Origin of the sequence: Bacteroides sp. ET336 (assembly GCF_024733815.1) — a bacterium.
Taxonomy (GTDB): Bacteria; Bacteroidota; Bacteroidia; order Bacteroidales; family Bacteroidaceae; genus Phocaeicola; species Phocaeicola cellulolyticus.
Window position 1 is genome coordinate 189,244 of the sequence record NZ_JANRHK010000002.1, and the last position, 16,007, is coordinate 205,250.

Consider the following 16,007-nt stretch of genomic DNA (forward strand, 5'->3'; position numbering starts at 1 on the left):
GTTGTTGTTTAATGATTTAATATTCTTATTCATAGAGTTTTATCTGTTATAGAATATAACTCAGTGATACTTTATAGTTTCTTCCCGGCATAGGATAAAATCTTATGACCTCATAGTTTTTTCCGCTCAGGTTTAATGCATCCAGCTGAATCTTGAATTTGTGCTTTTTCCAGGAAAAAAATCTGTATGCCGATAAGCTATGATCGGAATATGGCTCAATACGGTACGAAGGAAGGTTTTGTGCCAGAGTATATCTCTCAGAAGCAAAGGTTACATTATATGTAATATTCACCCATGGGTTCTCTATTGTGAGACTTCCTCCTCCTGAATGTTTTGGAGTATATATAATCTGGTTTCTCCATGTTTTTGATTCAGGGTCGGTTATATCCTCTGCCTGGATAAAGTTATAGTTAGCTGTGAGATAAAGGTTTATTTTGTCTGTCAGACTGTATTCCGACGATATGTTTATGTCTGTTCCTATAGTCTCAACTTTACCGACATTCATCATTTTCCACACAAACATGGTGGGAACCGCAACAATTTTGTCGTTGACCTTATTATAATATACATCAGCTGAAAGGCTAAGGAATCTGAATCGTCTGTTAGAGTCCGATCTATTGTATGTCACTCCGAAGTTTCCCTGTCGTGTGGTTTCCGGACGAAGATTGGTATTCCCTATAAGGAGATAATACAGGTCGTTGAATGTAGGAGTTCTGAATATATCCTTATACGAGGCTCTTATCCTTAATCCGTGCTGACGTAAAGGTTTCCACGATATACTGACGGCAGGAGACAGACGTTTCCTGTCATCTGCAGCTTTCCCTATCTTCACATTCTCTGTTATGTATGTGTTGAGCAGTGAAGCCGAAGCTGAGAAGTTGGTACGTTCATATCTGGCAGCCAAAGCACTCAGTACAGTAAATCTTTCAGGAAACTGGCAATCTCTCAGGTTAGTGTACAGATAATTATATGCAAAATCCTGTGCAAATGAGAAAGAAAGATTTTTTATCGGACTGCCCATTACGGTGGCTGACAGATAGGTCTCTGTCTGTCTGTATCGGTCGTCTGTTATTCCGGATGACTTGTCGTTATAGTCTCTGTTCCAACTGTAGTTGAATTTTCCAAGTACCTGCATTTTCAACCGTTTATTCCATCTGTTTTCGTAACGCACTTGTCCGAAGTAGTTTCTATCGTACAGTCTTTCAGCAGAATAAGGATTGTCGTAAACCACACTTCCCGGCAGTCCTCTTTCAGAGTCAAATAGGTATGCTTTTACTTGTAGGTCTTGTTTGGAGGTAATGGATGAGTACAGATTTGCTTCTGCTCTGTAAGAACGTATGTCGCTGTTGTTCCTTTTTGCATCAATCAGTTGGTTTCCGTTCCATAATTTAAATCTGTAGTTACCGTCGGCTTGCAGATAATCTCCATAAAATGAAAGACCAGTTTTATTGGTTATTTTATGGCTATACATTACAGAGGGATTAATCAAACCATATGAGCCGGTTTTGAAGGAAGCGTTAATACTGTATTTACCTTTTTCTATGTCAGGTGTTATAGTCTTTATGTTGAGAACTCCTGCCGAGGCAAAAGCTTTTGCACTTTGATATATATCATCAGTCTGACCAATTGTAAGAGAAAGTTCTGATACATTACTCAGAGAGTACCTTGAAATATCAACTTGTCCAGACTGGCAGTCGCTTATGCTTACTCCATCGTATATAACTCCTGTATGCTGTGCTCCCATACTTCTTATGGAAACAGTTTTCAGTCCTCCTATACCTCCGTAGTCTTTTACATTAACTCCCGAAAAGTGTTTTACGGCTTCGGCTACATCATACACTCCCATACGCTCCAGCTCTGATTTTTTCAGTATCTGAAGCGGTGACGTTGCCATTAAGGCTGATGGAGTCTTTCTCGCACTGATAGTAACGTCCGGAATTTGGTGTATCCTACCGGTGATGCTGTCTGTGTTGTTCTTCTGTGCCATAGATACCATTATCGGACATAAAAACAGTACAGTTACAGCGTACCTGTGGACAACATAATTCAGTTTGCCCATTTCTTACTCAATAAGTGTCTTACAAAAATTACATGTATCCGCATCATTCTTTCCTCGAGAATGCTGTGGCATGATTTCTTGTTTTGCAGGTCTTCTGACTTACTCCGGATGGCTTTACCTTCCCGTCTTTAAGTTAGACAGTGGTTAAACAGATATTAAGCTATCCTTATTCTGTGGAGATTACAGCAGCGGGACTGTCCGGGATTTTCACCCGATTCCCTTTTCATCCTCATCCTGTAAATAGGCATATTGGAACAAAACATTGCAAATATATGAAAAAAACGGAAAATTGAAAATCATTTATTTTATTTTCGCATTTTTACTATATATGAAATGCAATCTTCAGATACTATGAGTAATTAGATGATGTGTCAATATAATATAAATCCAGCGATGCCGCAGAGTATGATAAGAAGTATAGGATTGACTTTATATTTGTGTGAAGCAATGAACACTGAAGCGAAAATCGCTATGCTCGTTATTATGCTGTAAGTGTCCGAACCAAAATTCTCGGTATTCATCAGTACAAGGGCAGCAGATGCTAAAAGTCCCACTACTCCTGGGCGTAGCCCGTCGAATACAGAAGCCACTACAGGATGTTTCTGATACTTCAAAAAGAATTTGCTTATCAATATCATCAGGATGAATGAAGGTAAGACTACAGAACATGTTGCTATGGCAGAACCTAAAACGCCTATTCCATGAGAGTAGCCGGCATTAACTACAGCTGTATAACCAACGTATGTTGCAGAGTTTATACCGATAGGACCGGGTGTCATCTGGCTGATGGCAACTATATCTGTGAATTCAGAAGAACTGAGCCAGTCATGACGTGTCACAACTTCACCTTGTATCATGGACAACATTGCATAGCCTCCGCCGAATCCGAAGAGACCTATCTTGAAGAATGTATAGAATAGTTGTAGGAATATCATGTTGTAAATTAAAAATTAAAAGTTAATAATTAAGAATTTGGGTGTGGCTTTTACTGACTTTCAACTCTCTGTCATTTGCTTTTATCCTCAGTTTTTCTTTTATATCGCCCGTAAATATATCCGCCAAGTCCTGACAGAATAATTACGTAGATAGGCGAGAAGCCGAGCAGCCATATAAGCAGTGCAGATACTGCCGGAATCCATATATTGTATCTGTTGATACGTGCGGTTTTAGCCATTTTGAAAGTAGGTGCTGCAATTAATGCCACTACTCCGGGACGTATGCCCTTGAATACTCTTTCTACAGGTTCCAGATGCTGGAACTGCCTGAAGAAGAGTGCAATGGCCAGTATTATCAGAAATGATGGCATGATTGTTCCTAAAGCCATGAAGAATGCTCCCCAGAATTTACGCAGTTTATATCCTATGAAGATTGCGATGTTGACGGCGAATATTCCCGGAACTGTTTGCGACAATGCCATGAGGTCAAGGAATTCTTCTTTTTTTATCCATTTCCTTTTATCAACTATTTCCGCTTCAATAAGTGGAACCATGGCATAACCGCCTCCTATAGTGAATAGTCCTATTCGGAAGAATATTGTAAAATAATTTAGATATATCATGTCGTTAATTAAGAACTAGCTTCTTTCTCTGTTTTTAGTTATTAACTGATTTCATATAATCTCTAGGAGGGACGCCGTAATATTTTTTGAATGTATCTGCAAAATATTTCGGGTCGGCAAATCCGAGCATGTCTGAAACCTCTGATACGGTATATTCCTTTGTTTTCAGTAATATGGCTGCTTCCTGCATACGTATGTTCCTGATAAGCTCGGCTGGAGGCTCACCTGTAAGTGCTTTGATCTTGTTGTAGAAACTTGTACGGCTCATGTTTACGGCTGCACATAAGGTATCCACATTCAGACCTTTTCCAAGTCCTTCTTTTATAAGTCCGGTCACTTTACGGATAAACTCTTCGTCAAGTGTGGAGATCATTTCCGGCACGTCATTTTCTTCTGATGATATAGAATTCTCGTCCGTATCTTCTTTTTGTTGTGGCAGGGATACTATAAGTTCCTGAAGCCTTTTCCTTATCAGGTCTCTGTTTTCAAGAACATTGCTGATATTGGCTTTCAGAAGGGTTATGTCGAACGGTTTTACTATATACAGGTCTGCTTTAGTCTTCAGACCGTCAATAATATCCTTCTTTTCGCCAAGGGCAGTAAGCATAATAAACGGTATATGACTGGTTGCCATATTACCTTTTACGGCTTTACATAGTTCGTATCCGTTCATTATAGGCATCATTACATCCGATATAATCAGATCCGGTTGTTTCTTTCTTATTGTGTCAAGGGCCTCTTTTCCGTTCTCTGCACCGAATGTGTGGTATGTGTCTGCCAACGATTGCATCAGGAAGTTTCTCAACACATCGTTATCTTCTACAATTAGAATGTGCGGAGCATTTTCCGGGATGTTATTCTCCGTTTGTGTGACAGTGGATTCTGTCTGCTGGTCTTCTTGTGAAGCTATGGTGTATGCCCATCCTTCCTGTATGTTTGCTTCATTCCATTCTTCCGGATTTTCATCACGATATATATATTTTCTGCTTCTGATAGGGAACGACAAATGGAAGCTTGTTCCGGAATTCTCTTGACTGGTGAACGATATGCGTCCTTCATGGTTGCGTATTAGCCTCCATGTCAGAAGCATTCCGATACCTGAACCGGTGATAAGCTGGTTTGTTGCGTTCTGTCCTCTGAACATATATCTGAACATCTTCTTCCTGTCTTTTTTAGGTATTCCTATACCGGTGTCGGTTATGTCGATATTCCAGTTCTTTTTATTATGTGATGCGTTTATATCCACATATCCACCCTTGGGAGTATATTTAATGGCGTTCGATATAAGGTTCCTTAATATCGAATCCATTTTGTTACGGTCTATCCACACTTCCAGCTCATTGAAATCGCTTTCGTATTTCAAAGTAACCTCCTGTTGCTCAGCATAGTTTTTGAACTGTTGAAGATACTCTTTAAGATATGAATTAAGTTCATATCTTTTTACGCTAACTTGCGGACTGTAAAGCTCTTCTTTCTGGAAGTTCATCAGTTTGTTCGCCAGTTCCGAAAGGTTGTCAGTGTTTTGTAGAGCCAGGTTTATGTTCATGGTACCTTCGGACGAGAGCTTCTCTTTTTTCAGAATTTCTCCCAAAGGCGCTTTTATAAGTGTAAGTGGTGTACGTATGTCGTGGGCCGTATGTATAAAGAAATTTATTTTCTCCTGCGATATACGTCTGTCTTTCTTTATCATCTTATATCTGTAAAGTGAAAATGCCGCTCCGAATATTAATACTATATAAAGCATTATGGCCCATGAAGTGAGCCATATAGGACTTTTGATGATAATACTGATGTTTCTCTCTTCCAGCAATTGGTTGTTGTCCAGAAGTATTGCTCTTATTCTTAGTCTGTATTCTCCCGGTGATATGTTAGTATATCTTATCATTCCATCTTCACTGGGACTGCTCCACTCGTCGAAGAAGCCTTCCAGTTTCCAGGTATAATAGATGTTTGACGGATTGTCGTAGTTGACAGAAGATACGTTTATGGAGAAGGTATTCTGATTGAATTTCAACTCCAGGATCGATGTCTCGTCAAGCAGTTTTTTCAATGGCGAACCTTTTTCGCCCGGGTATGCAGGTTTGTACATTATGCTAAGGTTGTCAAGAACCATATGAGAAGAAAATTTCTCAGGCAGTTTCATACTGTCTGCAAGTACAATTGCTCCGTCATTACTTCCTAATATAATCTCTCCATATCCAGTATTTACGGCAGCCCCCTGGTTGAAGTTATATGCTGAAAGGCCCTGTTCCCCAGTCCAGTTTGTAAACATTTTGTCTTTGATGCTGAATAGGGAAATTCCGTTTTCTGTTCCCAGAACTATGTCGCCATATTTGTTTTCTACCAGACTGTAAATGTTGTTTGTGATAAGGCTACAGTTTGCAGTAGTATAATGTTTTACCTCTCCTGAAATATTGTCTATGATGAAAAGTCCGTTGCCGTACGTTCCTACGAATGTATAACTTCCATCCCGAGTAATGCATATGGAATTTACACACCCGGTTTCTTCTTCAGTTCTGAATTTTTCCAGCTTTTCTTCAGGCTTGCTGAAAATGTACAGTCCGTCTATTGTTCCTATCCATAATGATTTTTTGTCTTTTTCCTTTATGCATGTTATCGGATATGTTGATGGATACATGCTTGTACGTTTATTTTGGGGATCATACATCCTTAGGCTTTGGAAGCCTCCTCCCCAAAGTATATTGTCAGAGTCGCGGATTATGCTTCTTATATATTTGTCAGGTGTTTCGTCATTATCAGGTGACAGTCTGATTGCATAGTCGGCTGTTTGGCTATTTTTGTTTATTCGGTATATTCCTGACATATATCCTCCAGCCAGTATCTCTCCCGTTTTGTATTCGCATAAAGACGTAAATATATGGTTATCATTCTTCGAATCTTTAGCAAATGATGACAGATAGTTTATCCATTTCTTTGCCGAGCGGTCAAAACAGCTTATACCATTGCTGGTAGCAAACCATACATCGCCATCCGAATCGGTCATAATGGCATTAATTCTGTTGTCTATTAGTGAATTACTATTGTCTTTGGAGTGTCTGATCCATTCGTATGGCTGATATTTTTCTGTATATACAGTGATACCGGTAGGGTAAATTACATTCCATATACGTCCGTCATGATCAATGCATAAGTCCTTGACAATGCTTCCATTCATTCTGTTCTGTCTGGAATAGTCCTCTGTAAGGAAGCTGGCGAAAGTTCTGTCCTTCAGGTTCAGCTTATAAACTCCGTCTCCGTCTGTTGCTATCAGAACCTCGCATCCTGAATTGCCATACGGCTTTATTGTATTTATGCTTACGTCTGTCAATACTTTACCTACATTATGTAGAATGGCTTTATCTGTATCATAAAGGTATAATCCATTTATAAGGGAGTTTATAATCAGATATCCGGTTTCTTTGTGGTAATAAATGTAATCTATCAATCCAACCTCATCCAAGCCATAGTTTTCTTTAGAATATGTGCCGGAAGGTGTTCTCTTGATTTTGTAAATATGTCTTTTTGACGCCAGAAAGTATTCACCGGGATTTTCATCCTGTGCTATGTATGAAATATCCTCATTTAGCAGATTGGTAATACATGAGGTGCTGTCTTTCTCCGTATTGTAAATAACAATATCTTTTTCGCAAGTCATTAATATTTCATTATGACCAAAATATATGGCAGATACGGGTAGATCCTTGTATTGCGGATATGTCTGTTTCATGTCGAATACAAGACGAAATGAATCTCTCATCTCCTCGTATTTATATATGTATCCATCTTTTCCCGCTTCCCATAGTTTGTTCTCGGCGTCGGTGGCAAGTTGATTAAGGTTTGGATAGAAGTTTACTGTATTGTTATTTCTCGTCAGTTGGTAGTGCTTGAAATTCTTTCCGTCGAATCTGTCCACACCTTTGTGTGTCAGAATCCACATATATCCCTGATTTCCTTGGCATATAGATAGGACACGTCGGCTGCTGAGGCCGTCTTTCATGTCAATGTATTTGTATATTTGAGTGTATGAATTTAATATACATGAGAATAATATGATAAATGTAAGGACAATTCTATAAAACATGGCATTATGAAGTTATACATTGCAAATGTCGCTAAAAATGATTGGAAATCAAAATAAAACGAAAAAAAGGTTTTCCCGATTTTACCCGGGAAAACCTTTTTGATATTATTAATAACAAAATGTTACATATTATTTCTTGTTTGCTTCAACCCATTTGCGAGCATTTACGAATGCCTCCATCCATGGAGTAATCTGGTCTTCACCAAGACGTTCTGCTGGATAATAAGCATTTTCCCATGGGAAGCAAGCTCTTTCAAGGTGTGGCATCATTGCAAGATGACGTCCGTCCTGTGAAGCGATACCTGCTACGCTGTAGTCTGAACCGTTAGGATTACCAGGATATTCATCGTATGAATACTTCAGAACTACATTATAGTGGTCTTCAGGATAAGGCAATGAGAACTTACCTTCTCCGTGAGCTACCCAGATACCGAGCTTAGAACCGCTCAATGAGCCGAACATTACGCTGCGGTTCATAGGAACTGTCACGCCAAGGAAGTTAGATTCAAACTTGTGTGAGTCGTTATGAAGCATCTTGCCTTTCTTCTTGTCTTCAGGAGTGATAAGTCCGAGTTCCATCATCAGCTGGCAGCCGTTACATACACCGAGTGACAATGTATCCTGGCGCGCGTAGAAGTTGTCAAGAGCTGCTTTAGCCTTAGGGTTGAACAGGAAGCTTCCGGCCCATCCCTTAGCAGAACCAAGAACGTCAGAGTTAGAGAAACCACCGCAGAATACAATCATGTTGATGTCTTCCAATGTTTCGCGACCACTTACAAGGTCAGTCATTGTGACGTCCTTAACATCGAATCCTGCAAGGTAAAGCATGTATGCCATTTCACGTTCACCGTTAGTACCTTTCTCGCGGATGATAGCAGCCTTGATACCACTTGGAGTACGACGGTCAGGATCAAGCCCGAACTGAGAAAGCTTACCTGTGAATGAAGGGTTGAATGCAAATTCAACAGGCTGTTGTTTGTAGTTTTCGAAACGCTTCTTGGCACATCCGTTCATGCTCTGATGACGATCCATCAGGTATGAAGTAGAATACCATACGTCGCGCAGATAGTCGATACCGAACTGGTAAGTAGCACCATCCTTAGAAACGAGGATATGACGTTCTTCTGTCGGTTTACCAAGTTTCACGAAACCAACGCCTGCGTCTTCAAGAATCTTCTTGACTTCAGCTTTGTTCTTATCTGCTACCTGTATAACGATACCCGGATTTTCTGCAAACAGAATCTTGACAATATCATCACATTTAATCTTGTCAAGTTCGATTTCCATACCGCCTTCTGTGTTGGCGAAACACATTTCAAGCAATGTAGTGATAAGACCACCGGCAGAAATATCGTGACCTGCAAGAATCAGTCCCTTGTTGATAAGTTCCTGAACTGCGAGGAATGCATCGCGGAAGTATTCTGGGTTCTGTACTGTAGGAACATCGCTACCTACCTTGTTGAGGCTTTGAGCAAAAGCAGAACCTCCAAGACGCAACTGGTCGAAACTGAAGTCTATATGATAGAATGTAGATTTTTCCTTATTAACCATAACAGGAGAAACCACCTTCTTGACGTCGCTTACTTCACCACCTGCAGAAACGATTACTGTTCCCGGGCTGATAATCTTTTCTCCGTTAGGATATTTTTGAGTCATTGACAATGAGTCCTTACCTGTAGGAACGTTTATCTGAAGTGAGCAGCAGAAGTCAGATAAAGCCTTCACTGCTGTATAAAGTCTTGCATCTTCACCTTCCTGTGAGCGACAAGGCCACATCCAGTTGGCAGAAAGAGAAATACTGTCCATACCGTCTGCCAAAGGAGCCCATACAAGGTTTGTCAGAGCTTCAGAAACGGCAAGAACAGAACCTGCAGCAGGATCTGCAAGTGCAGCCTGAGGAGCGTGACCGATAGCTATTGCGATACCGGCATTTCCACGATAGTCGAGAGCTACCACACCACAGTCACTCAATGGCAACTGAAGTTCACCCTGACACTGCTGACGTGCAATCTTACCTGTTACCGAACGGTCAACCTTGTTAGTCAACCAGTCCTTACAAGCTACAGCTTCAAGCTGAAGAACAGTTCTAACGTATTCGTTCAGTTTTGCTGCATCGTATGATACATTTTCATATTTACGTTCTACGGTCTTGTCAACCATATATGTCTTAGGAGAAGAACCGAACATCTGGTCAACAGCCAGGTCGAACGGACGAACGCCGTCAGCCTGTTCGAATGCGAAGCGATGGTCTCCTGTAGTTTCACCTACAACATACATAGGAGCACGTTCGCGTTCTGCAATCTTTCTTACGTGGTCAATAGCCTTTTCATCGATAAGCAATCCCATACGTTCCTGCGATTCATTTGCAATGATTTCCTTAGCAGAAAGAGTCTCGTCACCGATAGGAAGCTTGTCCATGTGGATAAGACCACCGCAATCTTCAACAAGCTCAGACAGACAGTTTACGTGACCTGCCGAACCGTGGTCGTGGATAGAAACGATTGGGTTTTCATCTTCTTCGCAAAGTGAACGAACCACGTTGTATGCACGTTTCTGCATTTCCGCGTTTGCACGCTGTACGGCGTTAAGCTCGATACCTGAAGAATAACGTCCTGTCTCAACAGAAGATACAGAACCACCACCAAGACCGATACGATAGTTGTCACCACCAAGAACCACAACTTCGTTACCAGCTTCAGGGCTACCCTTCAAGCAGTCACGCTGAGTACCGTAACCTACACCACCGGCAAGCATGATAACCTTGTCGTAAGCATACTTTTCGTTGTTTTCCTGATGTTCGAATGTAAGTACAGAACCACAGATAAGCGGCTGACCGAACTTGTTACCGAAGTCAGAAGCACCGTTTGAAGCCTTGATAAGAATCTGTTCCGGAGTCTGATACAACCACTGGCGTACAGGAAGAATGTTTTCCCATTCGCGTCCTTCTTCCGAACGAGGATAAGAAGTCATGTAAACGGCTGTACCGGCGATAGGCCATGAACCTTTACCACCACCCATACGGTCGCGGATTTCACCACCTGTACCAGTTGATGCACCGTTGAACGGTTCTACAGTAGTAGGGAAGTTATGAGTCTCAGCTTTCAGTGAGATAACAGTCTTGATATCTTTGATTACGAAATAATCAGAAGTAGAGTGATCTTTCGGAGCGAACTGTTCCACAACAGGACCTTCAGCGAATGCTACATTGTCTTTATATGCTGAAATAATCTTGTTAGGATTTTCGTTTGTTGTTTTCTTGATCATCTGGAAGAGTGATGATTCCATTTCCTGTCCGTCGATGATGAAAGTACCACCGAATATTTTGTGACGGCAGTGTTCTGAGTTGATTTGTGCGAAACCGAACACCTCTGAGTCGGTAAGCTTGCGTCCCAGGTCTTTTTCCACTTTAAGCAGATAGTCCATTTCCTCGCGTGAGAGGGCCAGACCTTCCTGCTCGTTATATTCTTCCAGGTTTTCTATGTAAATAATAGGTTGCGGTTTGATATTTACATCAAATATTTCCTGATTCAAGCCTTTGTACATACGCTGAAGCATAGGGTCGTATTCAGCGTTTTCATCTTTTACAGGGAAATATTCCTCTATACGGCGTATTCCGCTTATACCCATGTTTTGAGTGATTTCTACGGCATTCGTACTCCATGGAGTAATCATTTCTCGGCGTGGACCGATGAAGCATCCTTTCAGGTTATCTTCAGTCTCTACAGTAGCGTCACTGTAAAGCCAGCATAACTTTTTGATGTCTTCAGCATTCAATTCCTGACTGCATGAAGTAGCAATCACGCTTTTACTAGGGGTTCTGAAAAATAGAATCATAACATTTATATTGTTTTTGAGTTTAAAGACATTCTGTAATTGTAAAACAAATAAAAAACATATATAATATGTTGCAAAGGTACATAAAAGCCTGTTTTTACGAAAGAAAATCTACATGAATTATAGGTACTTTCGCAAAAAAGTCACATCTTTGCACTATGAATTGGTTAGAGCAAGTTACTATACTGGATTTATTGGTAAAGGGTTTTGTTATTGGGGTAGTGGTTTCGGCACCACTCGGACCCGTTGGCGTTCTTTGTATTCAGCGAACACTGAATAAGGGACGTTGGTTCGGTTTTGTAACTGGTCTTGGCGCTGCATTGAGCGATATAGGCTATTCATTGATAACGGGTTACGGCATGAGCTTTATGGATGATCTTATTATCAAGCACCAGACTTTGTTGCAGATAGTAGGTAGTATAATGCTTCTGGCTTTCGGTATCTATACATTCAGAAGTAACCCTGTAAAAGCTTTGCGTCCGGTTTCCGGTAAACGCGGTTCATATCTTCATAATTTCATCACAGCATTTTTTGTTACATTATCCAATCCTCTGATTATATTTCTTTTTGTAGGTCTTTTTGCAAGATTTTCATTTGTCATGCCAGGAAGTCCTGTCGGTTTTCAGTTGGTTGGATATCTGGCTATCGTGTTAGGTGCTCTGACATGGTGGTTCAGCATTACATATTTCGTTAATAAAGTTCGTAATCATTTCAATGTCCGTGGCATTTGGATTTTAAACCGTGTTATTGGTATCATTGTAATAGTAGCCTCTATAGTGGGCTTGGTTTTGGCATTATTAGGAAATTCATTATATTGATATATGTATATATCTCAACAGTTAAAACAGCAGAATATAGCTGAATATCTGCTTTATATGTGGCAGATAGAAGATTTGCTTCGTGCGTATCATTTTGATATGGACAGGATAAAGAAGGATATAGTCGATCCATATCCTGTGTCGGAAGAACAGAAAGCGACACTGTTCCAATGGTATAAGGATCTTGCAAACATGATGCACGACGAGGGTGTGATGGAGAAAGGTCATGTCCAGATAAACAAGAATATAATAGTCTGGCTTACAGACCTGCATTTGCAATTGCTCCGCTCTCCTAAATATCCATATTATAGTGCAGCATATTATAAGGCCCTTCCTTTTATTGTAGAACTTAGGGCAAAAGGTGCGGATAAGGATGTTCCGGAGCTGGAAACATGTTTTGATGCCATGTATGGCGTACTTATGCTGAAACTTCAGAAAAAGGAAATAAGCGAGGAAACTCAGAAAGCCATTAAAGTGATAAGCGACCTTCTGGCTATTCTTGCCGATTATTATATAAAAGATAAGAAAGGAGAATTGGAGTTATGAAAAATATACTCGTGACAGGCGCCAACGGTCAGCTTGGAAATGAAATGCGTATCCTGTCGGAATCATATCCACAGTACAGATACTTTTTCACTGATGTGGCAGAACTTGACATTTGCAATGAGCAGGCTGTAATGAATTATGCAATGTCGAACAATATAGATATCATTGTCAATTGTGCGGCATATACTGCAGTGGATAAGGCAGAAGATAATGTTGAACTTTGCAAGATGCTTAACCAGCAGGCTCCGGGCTTCCTTGCCAAGGCTGCAAAAGCAAGAAACGGATACCTTATTCAGGTGTCAACCGATTATGTATTCGACGGAACGGCACATATCCCATACCGTGAGGATGAAGAGACATGCCCGAACTCTGTTTACGGTGTGACCAAACTCGGCGGAGAACAGGAAGCATTCAAGTATTGTCCTGAAACAATGGTTATAAGGACCGCATGGCTGTATTCTTCTTTCGGCAATAATTTCGTAAAAACAATGATGCGTCTGGGAAGGGAAAGAGATACACTGGGTGTTATATTCGACCAGATAGGAACTCCTACATATGCCCGCGACCTAGCTGTGGCAATATTTTCAGCCATAAACAAGGGAATAGTTCCTGGAGTATATCATTTCAGCAACGAAGGTGTATGCTCATGGTATGATTTTACCAAGGCAATTCATGCTATTGCAGGCATTCAGGGATGCAATGTTAAACCGCTTCATACAGAGGATTATCCTACAAAGGCTACACGTCCTCATTATTCTGTGCTTGACAAGACCAAGATTAAGGAGACTTACGGGATAGAGATACCATATTGGATGGACAGTCTCAAGGAATGTATGGAGATATTAATGAAATAAAGATTTAAAAGACGAGTTGTTAGATATTAGTTCTTAGTTTTTAGATCTAACAACTGACAACCAACGACTAACAACTAAATAATATATGAATCAGGAAATAGAAAGAAGACGTACGTTTGCCATTATCGCCCATCCTGATGCCGGAAAGACATCGTTGACAGAAAAACTCTTGCTTTTCGGAGGTCAGATTCAGGTAGCCGGTGCGGTAAAATCAAACAAAATCAAGAAAACAGCTACATCCGACTGGATGGACATCGAAAAGCAGCGTGGTATTTCCGTTACCACATCCGTGATGGAGTTCGACTATAACGACTATAAGGTCAATATCCTTGATACTCCAGGTCACCAGGACTTTGCCGAAGACACTTACCGTACACTTACTGCTGTGGATAGTGTAATCATCGTTGTCGATGGTGCGAAAGGTGTGGAAACACAGACAAGAAAACTGATGGAAGTGTGCCGTATGCGTAACACTCCGGTTATCATCTTTGTCAATAAGATGGACCGCGAAGCCAAGGACCCGTTCGATTTGCTTGACGAGCTTGAAGAAGAACTTGTTATTCAGGTACGTCCTCTTACATGGCCTATCGAGAGTGGACCACGTTTCCGCGGTGTATATAATATATATGAACAGAAACTGAATCTTTTCCAGCCTTCTAAGCAGGTTGTCACAGAAAAGGTAGAGGTAGATATCAATACAGAGGAACTGGACAATCATATAGGTCATGATCTTGCAGACAAACTCCGTGGCGAGCTTGAACTGATTGATGGAGTATATCCTGAATTCAATGTAGAAGAATATCTTAAAGGTGATGTAGCTCCTGTGTTCTTCGGTTCTGCACTCAACAACTTCGGTGTTCAGGAATTGCTCGACTGCTTCGTAGAGATTGCTCCTAGTCCTCGTCCTGTTACAGCTGTAGAACGTACTGTAAATCCGGATGAGCCTAAGTTTACAGGATTTATTTTCAAGATAACGGCCAATATCGACCCTAACCACCGTTCTTGTGTGGCATTCTGTAAGGTATGTTCAGGCAAGTTCACCCGTAACACCCCTTATCTGCATGTACGTCACAACAAGACAATGCGTTTCTCTTCGCCTACACAGTTCATGGCACAGCGTAAGACTACAGTGGATGAGGCTTGGGCAGGAGATATCATCGGTTTGCCGGACAACGGAACATTCAAGATTGGTGACACACTGACTGAAGGTGAAAACCTTCACTTCAAAGGTCTTCCAAGCTTCTCTCCTGAGATGTTCAAATATATAGAGAATGCCGATCCGATGAAGACAAAACAGCTCAACAAGGGTATCGACCAGCTTATGGACGAAGGTGTGGCACAGCTTTTTGTCAACCAGTTCAACGGCCGCAAGATTATCGGTACTGTAGGTCAATTGCAGTTTGAGGTAATCCAGTATCGTTTGGAAAATGAATATAATGCCAAATGTCGTTGGGAGCCTGTAAGTCTTTATAAGGCTTGCTGGATAGAAAGTGATGATCCGGAAGAGCTTGAGGCATTCAAGAAACGTAAATACCAGTATATGGCAAAAGACCGTGATGGAAGAGATGTGTTCCTGGCAGACAGTGGATATGTACTGCAGATGGCACAGATGGATTTCAAACACATCAAGTTCCACTTTACTTCTGAATTCTGATTAAAATTTTAATATAAAAAAAGCCGCTTCAAAAGCGGCTTTTTTTATATCCGTTCTTGTGAGTAATTTTTACCCATAAACAATCCTATTCCACAATATTGTGTATAAAATTACACATCTATATTTATTCCGGTTTAAAATCTGAAAATCTGAATTTTGATTTAATGTATTGGTTATTAATTTGTTATATGTGGTGTAAACTTTTTGGCATGCACTTTGCACTTAATTCTACGAAAACTAAACTAATTGTCTAACATTTAAAACTATTGAATTATGAAAAAAGTATTTTTTGCATTAGCATTGGTAATGGGATTAGGAACAACAGTTGCATTCGCTTCAAGTTTTTCATCACCTGAAGTTACTGTAGTAACAAATGTAAACGATTTTAAACCTATAGAAATCAAGGATCTTCCTAAAGCAGTTCAGGAAGTATTGGCAAAAAATTATAAGGACTTTACTGTTAAATCTGCAGCAGTTGAAGTTTCAGAAGACGGAACAGCTGTTTATCAGGTAACTTTGGTTGATGCCGAAGGTGAAGAAGGTGTTGTTTTGTTCAATGAAAAAGGAGAAGTACTTGAATAACCTTGGTGGAGTTGTAAATCA

10 protein-coding genes and 1 riboswitch are annotated in these 16,007 nt (G+C 40.5%); of the genes, 5 read left to right on the forward strand and 5 right to left on the reverse strand.

The features are described from left to right. Positions 1 to 46: 46 nt before the first annotated feature. From NW213_RS03685 to purL, 5 genes are all read right to left on the reverse strand, one after another. Positions 47 to 2,059, reverse strand: a complete 2,013-nt coding sequence (locus tag NW213_RS03685; protein WP_309148280.1) for a TonB-dependent receptor domain-containing protein — start codon at positions 2,057 to 2,059, stop codon at positions 47 to 49. Between the two features lie 66 nt (positions 2,060 to 2,125). Next, positions 2,126 to 2,334: riboswitch (cobalamin riboswitch) on the reverse strand. 96 nt (positions 2,335 to 2,430) lie between these two features. Beyond that, positions 2,431 to 2,994: a chromate transporter gene (locus NW213_RS03690; RefSeq protein ID WP_154043254.1), complete on the reverse strand. Its 564-nt coding sequence runs from the start codon at positions 2,992 to 2,994 to the stop codon at positions 2,431 to 2,433. A 71-nt stretch (positions 2,995 to 3,065) separates the two neighbouring features. After that, positions 3,066 to 3,617, reverse strand: coding sequence for a chromate transporter (locus NW213_RS03695; RefSeq protein ID WP_154043255.1), 552 nt, complete (start codon positions 3,615 to 3,617; stop codon positions 3,066 to 3,068). Positions 3,618 to 3,651: 34 nt separating this feature from the next. Then, on the reverse strand, positions 3,652 to 7,698 hold the full coding sequence (locus NW213_RS03700; protein ID WP_258321875.1) for an ATP-binding protein: 4,047 nt from the start codon (positions 7,696 to 7,698) through the stop codon (positions 3,652 to 3,654). A 129-nt stretch (positions 7,699 to 7,827) separates the two neighbouring features. Next, positions 7,828 to 11,532, reverse strand: a complete 3,705-nt coding sequence (gene purL / locus NW213_RS03705; RefSeq protein ID WP_258321876.1) for a phosphoribosylformylglycinamidine synthase — start codon at positions 11,530 to 11,532, stop codon at positions 7,828 to 7,830. 158 nt (positions 11,533 to 11,690) lie between these two features. Between purL and NW213_RS03710 the strand changes: the two genes are divergently transcribed. The 5 genes from NW213_RS03710 to NW213_RS03730 all read left to right on the forward strand — a co-directional run bounded on the left by NW213_RS03710 (position 11,691) and on the right by NW213_RS03730 (position 15,986). Continuing rightward, positions 11,691 to 12,350: a LysE family translocator gene (locus NW213_RS03710; RefSeq protein WP_204390582.1), complete on the forward strand. Its 660-nt coding sequence runs from the start codon at positions 11,691 to 11,693 to the stop codon at positions 12,348 to 12,350. Positions 12,351 to 12,353: 3 nt separating this feature from the next. Further along, a complete protein-coding gene (locus NW213_RS03715; RefSeq protein WP_154043259.1) occupies positions 12,354 to 12,896 on the forward strand; it encodes a DUF4924 family protein in 543 nt (180 codons plus the stop codon). After that, positions 12,893 to 13,750, forward strand: a complete 858-nt coding sequence (gene rfbD / locus NW213_RS03720; protein WP_258321877.1) for a dTDP-4-dehydrorhamnose reductase — start codon at positions 12,893 to 12,895, stop codon at positions 13,748 to 13,750. The genes NW213_RS03715 and rfbD overlap by 4 nt, the downstream gene beginning before the upstream one ends. 85 nt (positions 13,751 to 13,835) lie before the next feature. Next, entirely contained in the window at positions 13,836 to 15,404 is a 1,569-nt protein-coding gene (locus NW213_RS03725; protein WP_204390584.1) for a peptide chain release factor 3, read from the forward strand. 273 nt (positions 15,405 to 15,677) lie between these two features. Further along, a complete protein-coding gene (locus NW213_RS03730; protein WP_258321878.1) occupies positions 15,678 to 15,986 on the forward strand; it encodes a hypothetical protein in 309 nt (102 codons plus the stop codon). The last annotated feature ends 21 nt before the right edge of the window (positions 15,987 to 16,007 follow it).

Excerpts from the sequence above, each read along its gene's own strand:
- NW213_RS03685 (WP_309148280.1), bottom strand. The coding sequence starts at position 2,059 with ATGGGCAAACTGAATTATGTTGTCCACAGGTACGCTGTAACTGTACTG.
- NW213_RS03695 (WP_154043255.1), bottom strand. The coding sequence starts at position 3,617 with ATGATATATCTAAATTATTTTACAATATTCTTCCGAATAGGACTATTC.
- NW213_RS03725 (WP_204390584.1), top strand. The coding sequence starts at position 13,836 with ATGAATCAGGAAATAGAAAGAAGACGTACGTTTGCCATTATCGCCCAT.
- NW213_RS03700 (WP_258321875.1), bottom strand. The coding sequence starts at position 7,698 with ATGTTTTATAGAATTGTCCTTACATTTATCATATTATTCTCATGTATA.
- NW213_RS03730 (WP_258321878.1), top strand. The coding sequence starts at position 15,678 with ATGAAAAAAGTATTTTTTGCATTAGCATTGGTAATGGGATTAGGAACA.
- NW213_RS03715 (WP_154043259.1), top strand. The coding sequence starts at position 12,354 with ATGTATATATCTCAACAGTTAAAACAGCAGAATATAGCTGAATATCTG.
- NW213_RS03690 (WP_154043254.1), bottom strand. The coding sequence starts at position 2,994 with ATGATATTCCTACAACTATTCTATACATTCTTCAAGATAGGTCTCTTC.
- rfbD (WP_258321877.1), top strand. The coding sequence starts at position 12,893 with ATGAAAAATATACTCGTGACAGGCGCCAACGGTCAGCTTGGAAATGAA.
- purL (WP_258321876.1), bottom strand. The coding sequence starts at position 11,532 with ATGATTCTATTTTTCAGAACCCCTAGTAAAAGCGTGATTGCTACTTCA.
- NW213_RS03710 (WP_204390582.1), top strand. The coding sequence starts at position 11,691 with ATGAATTGGTTAGAGCAAGTTACTATACTGGATTTATTGGTAAAGGGT.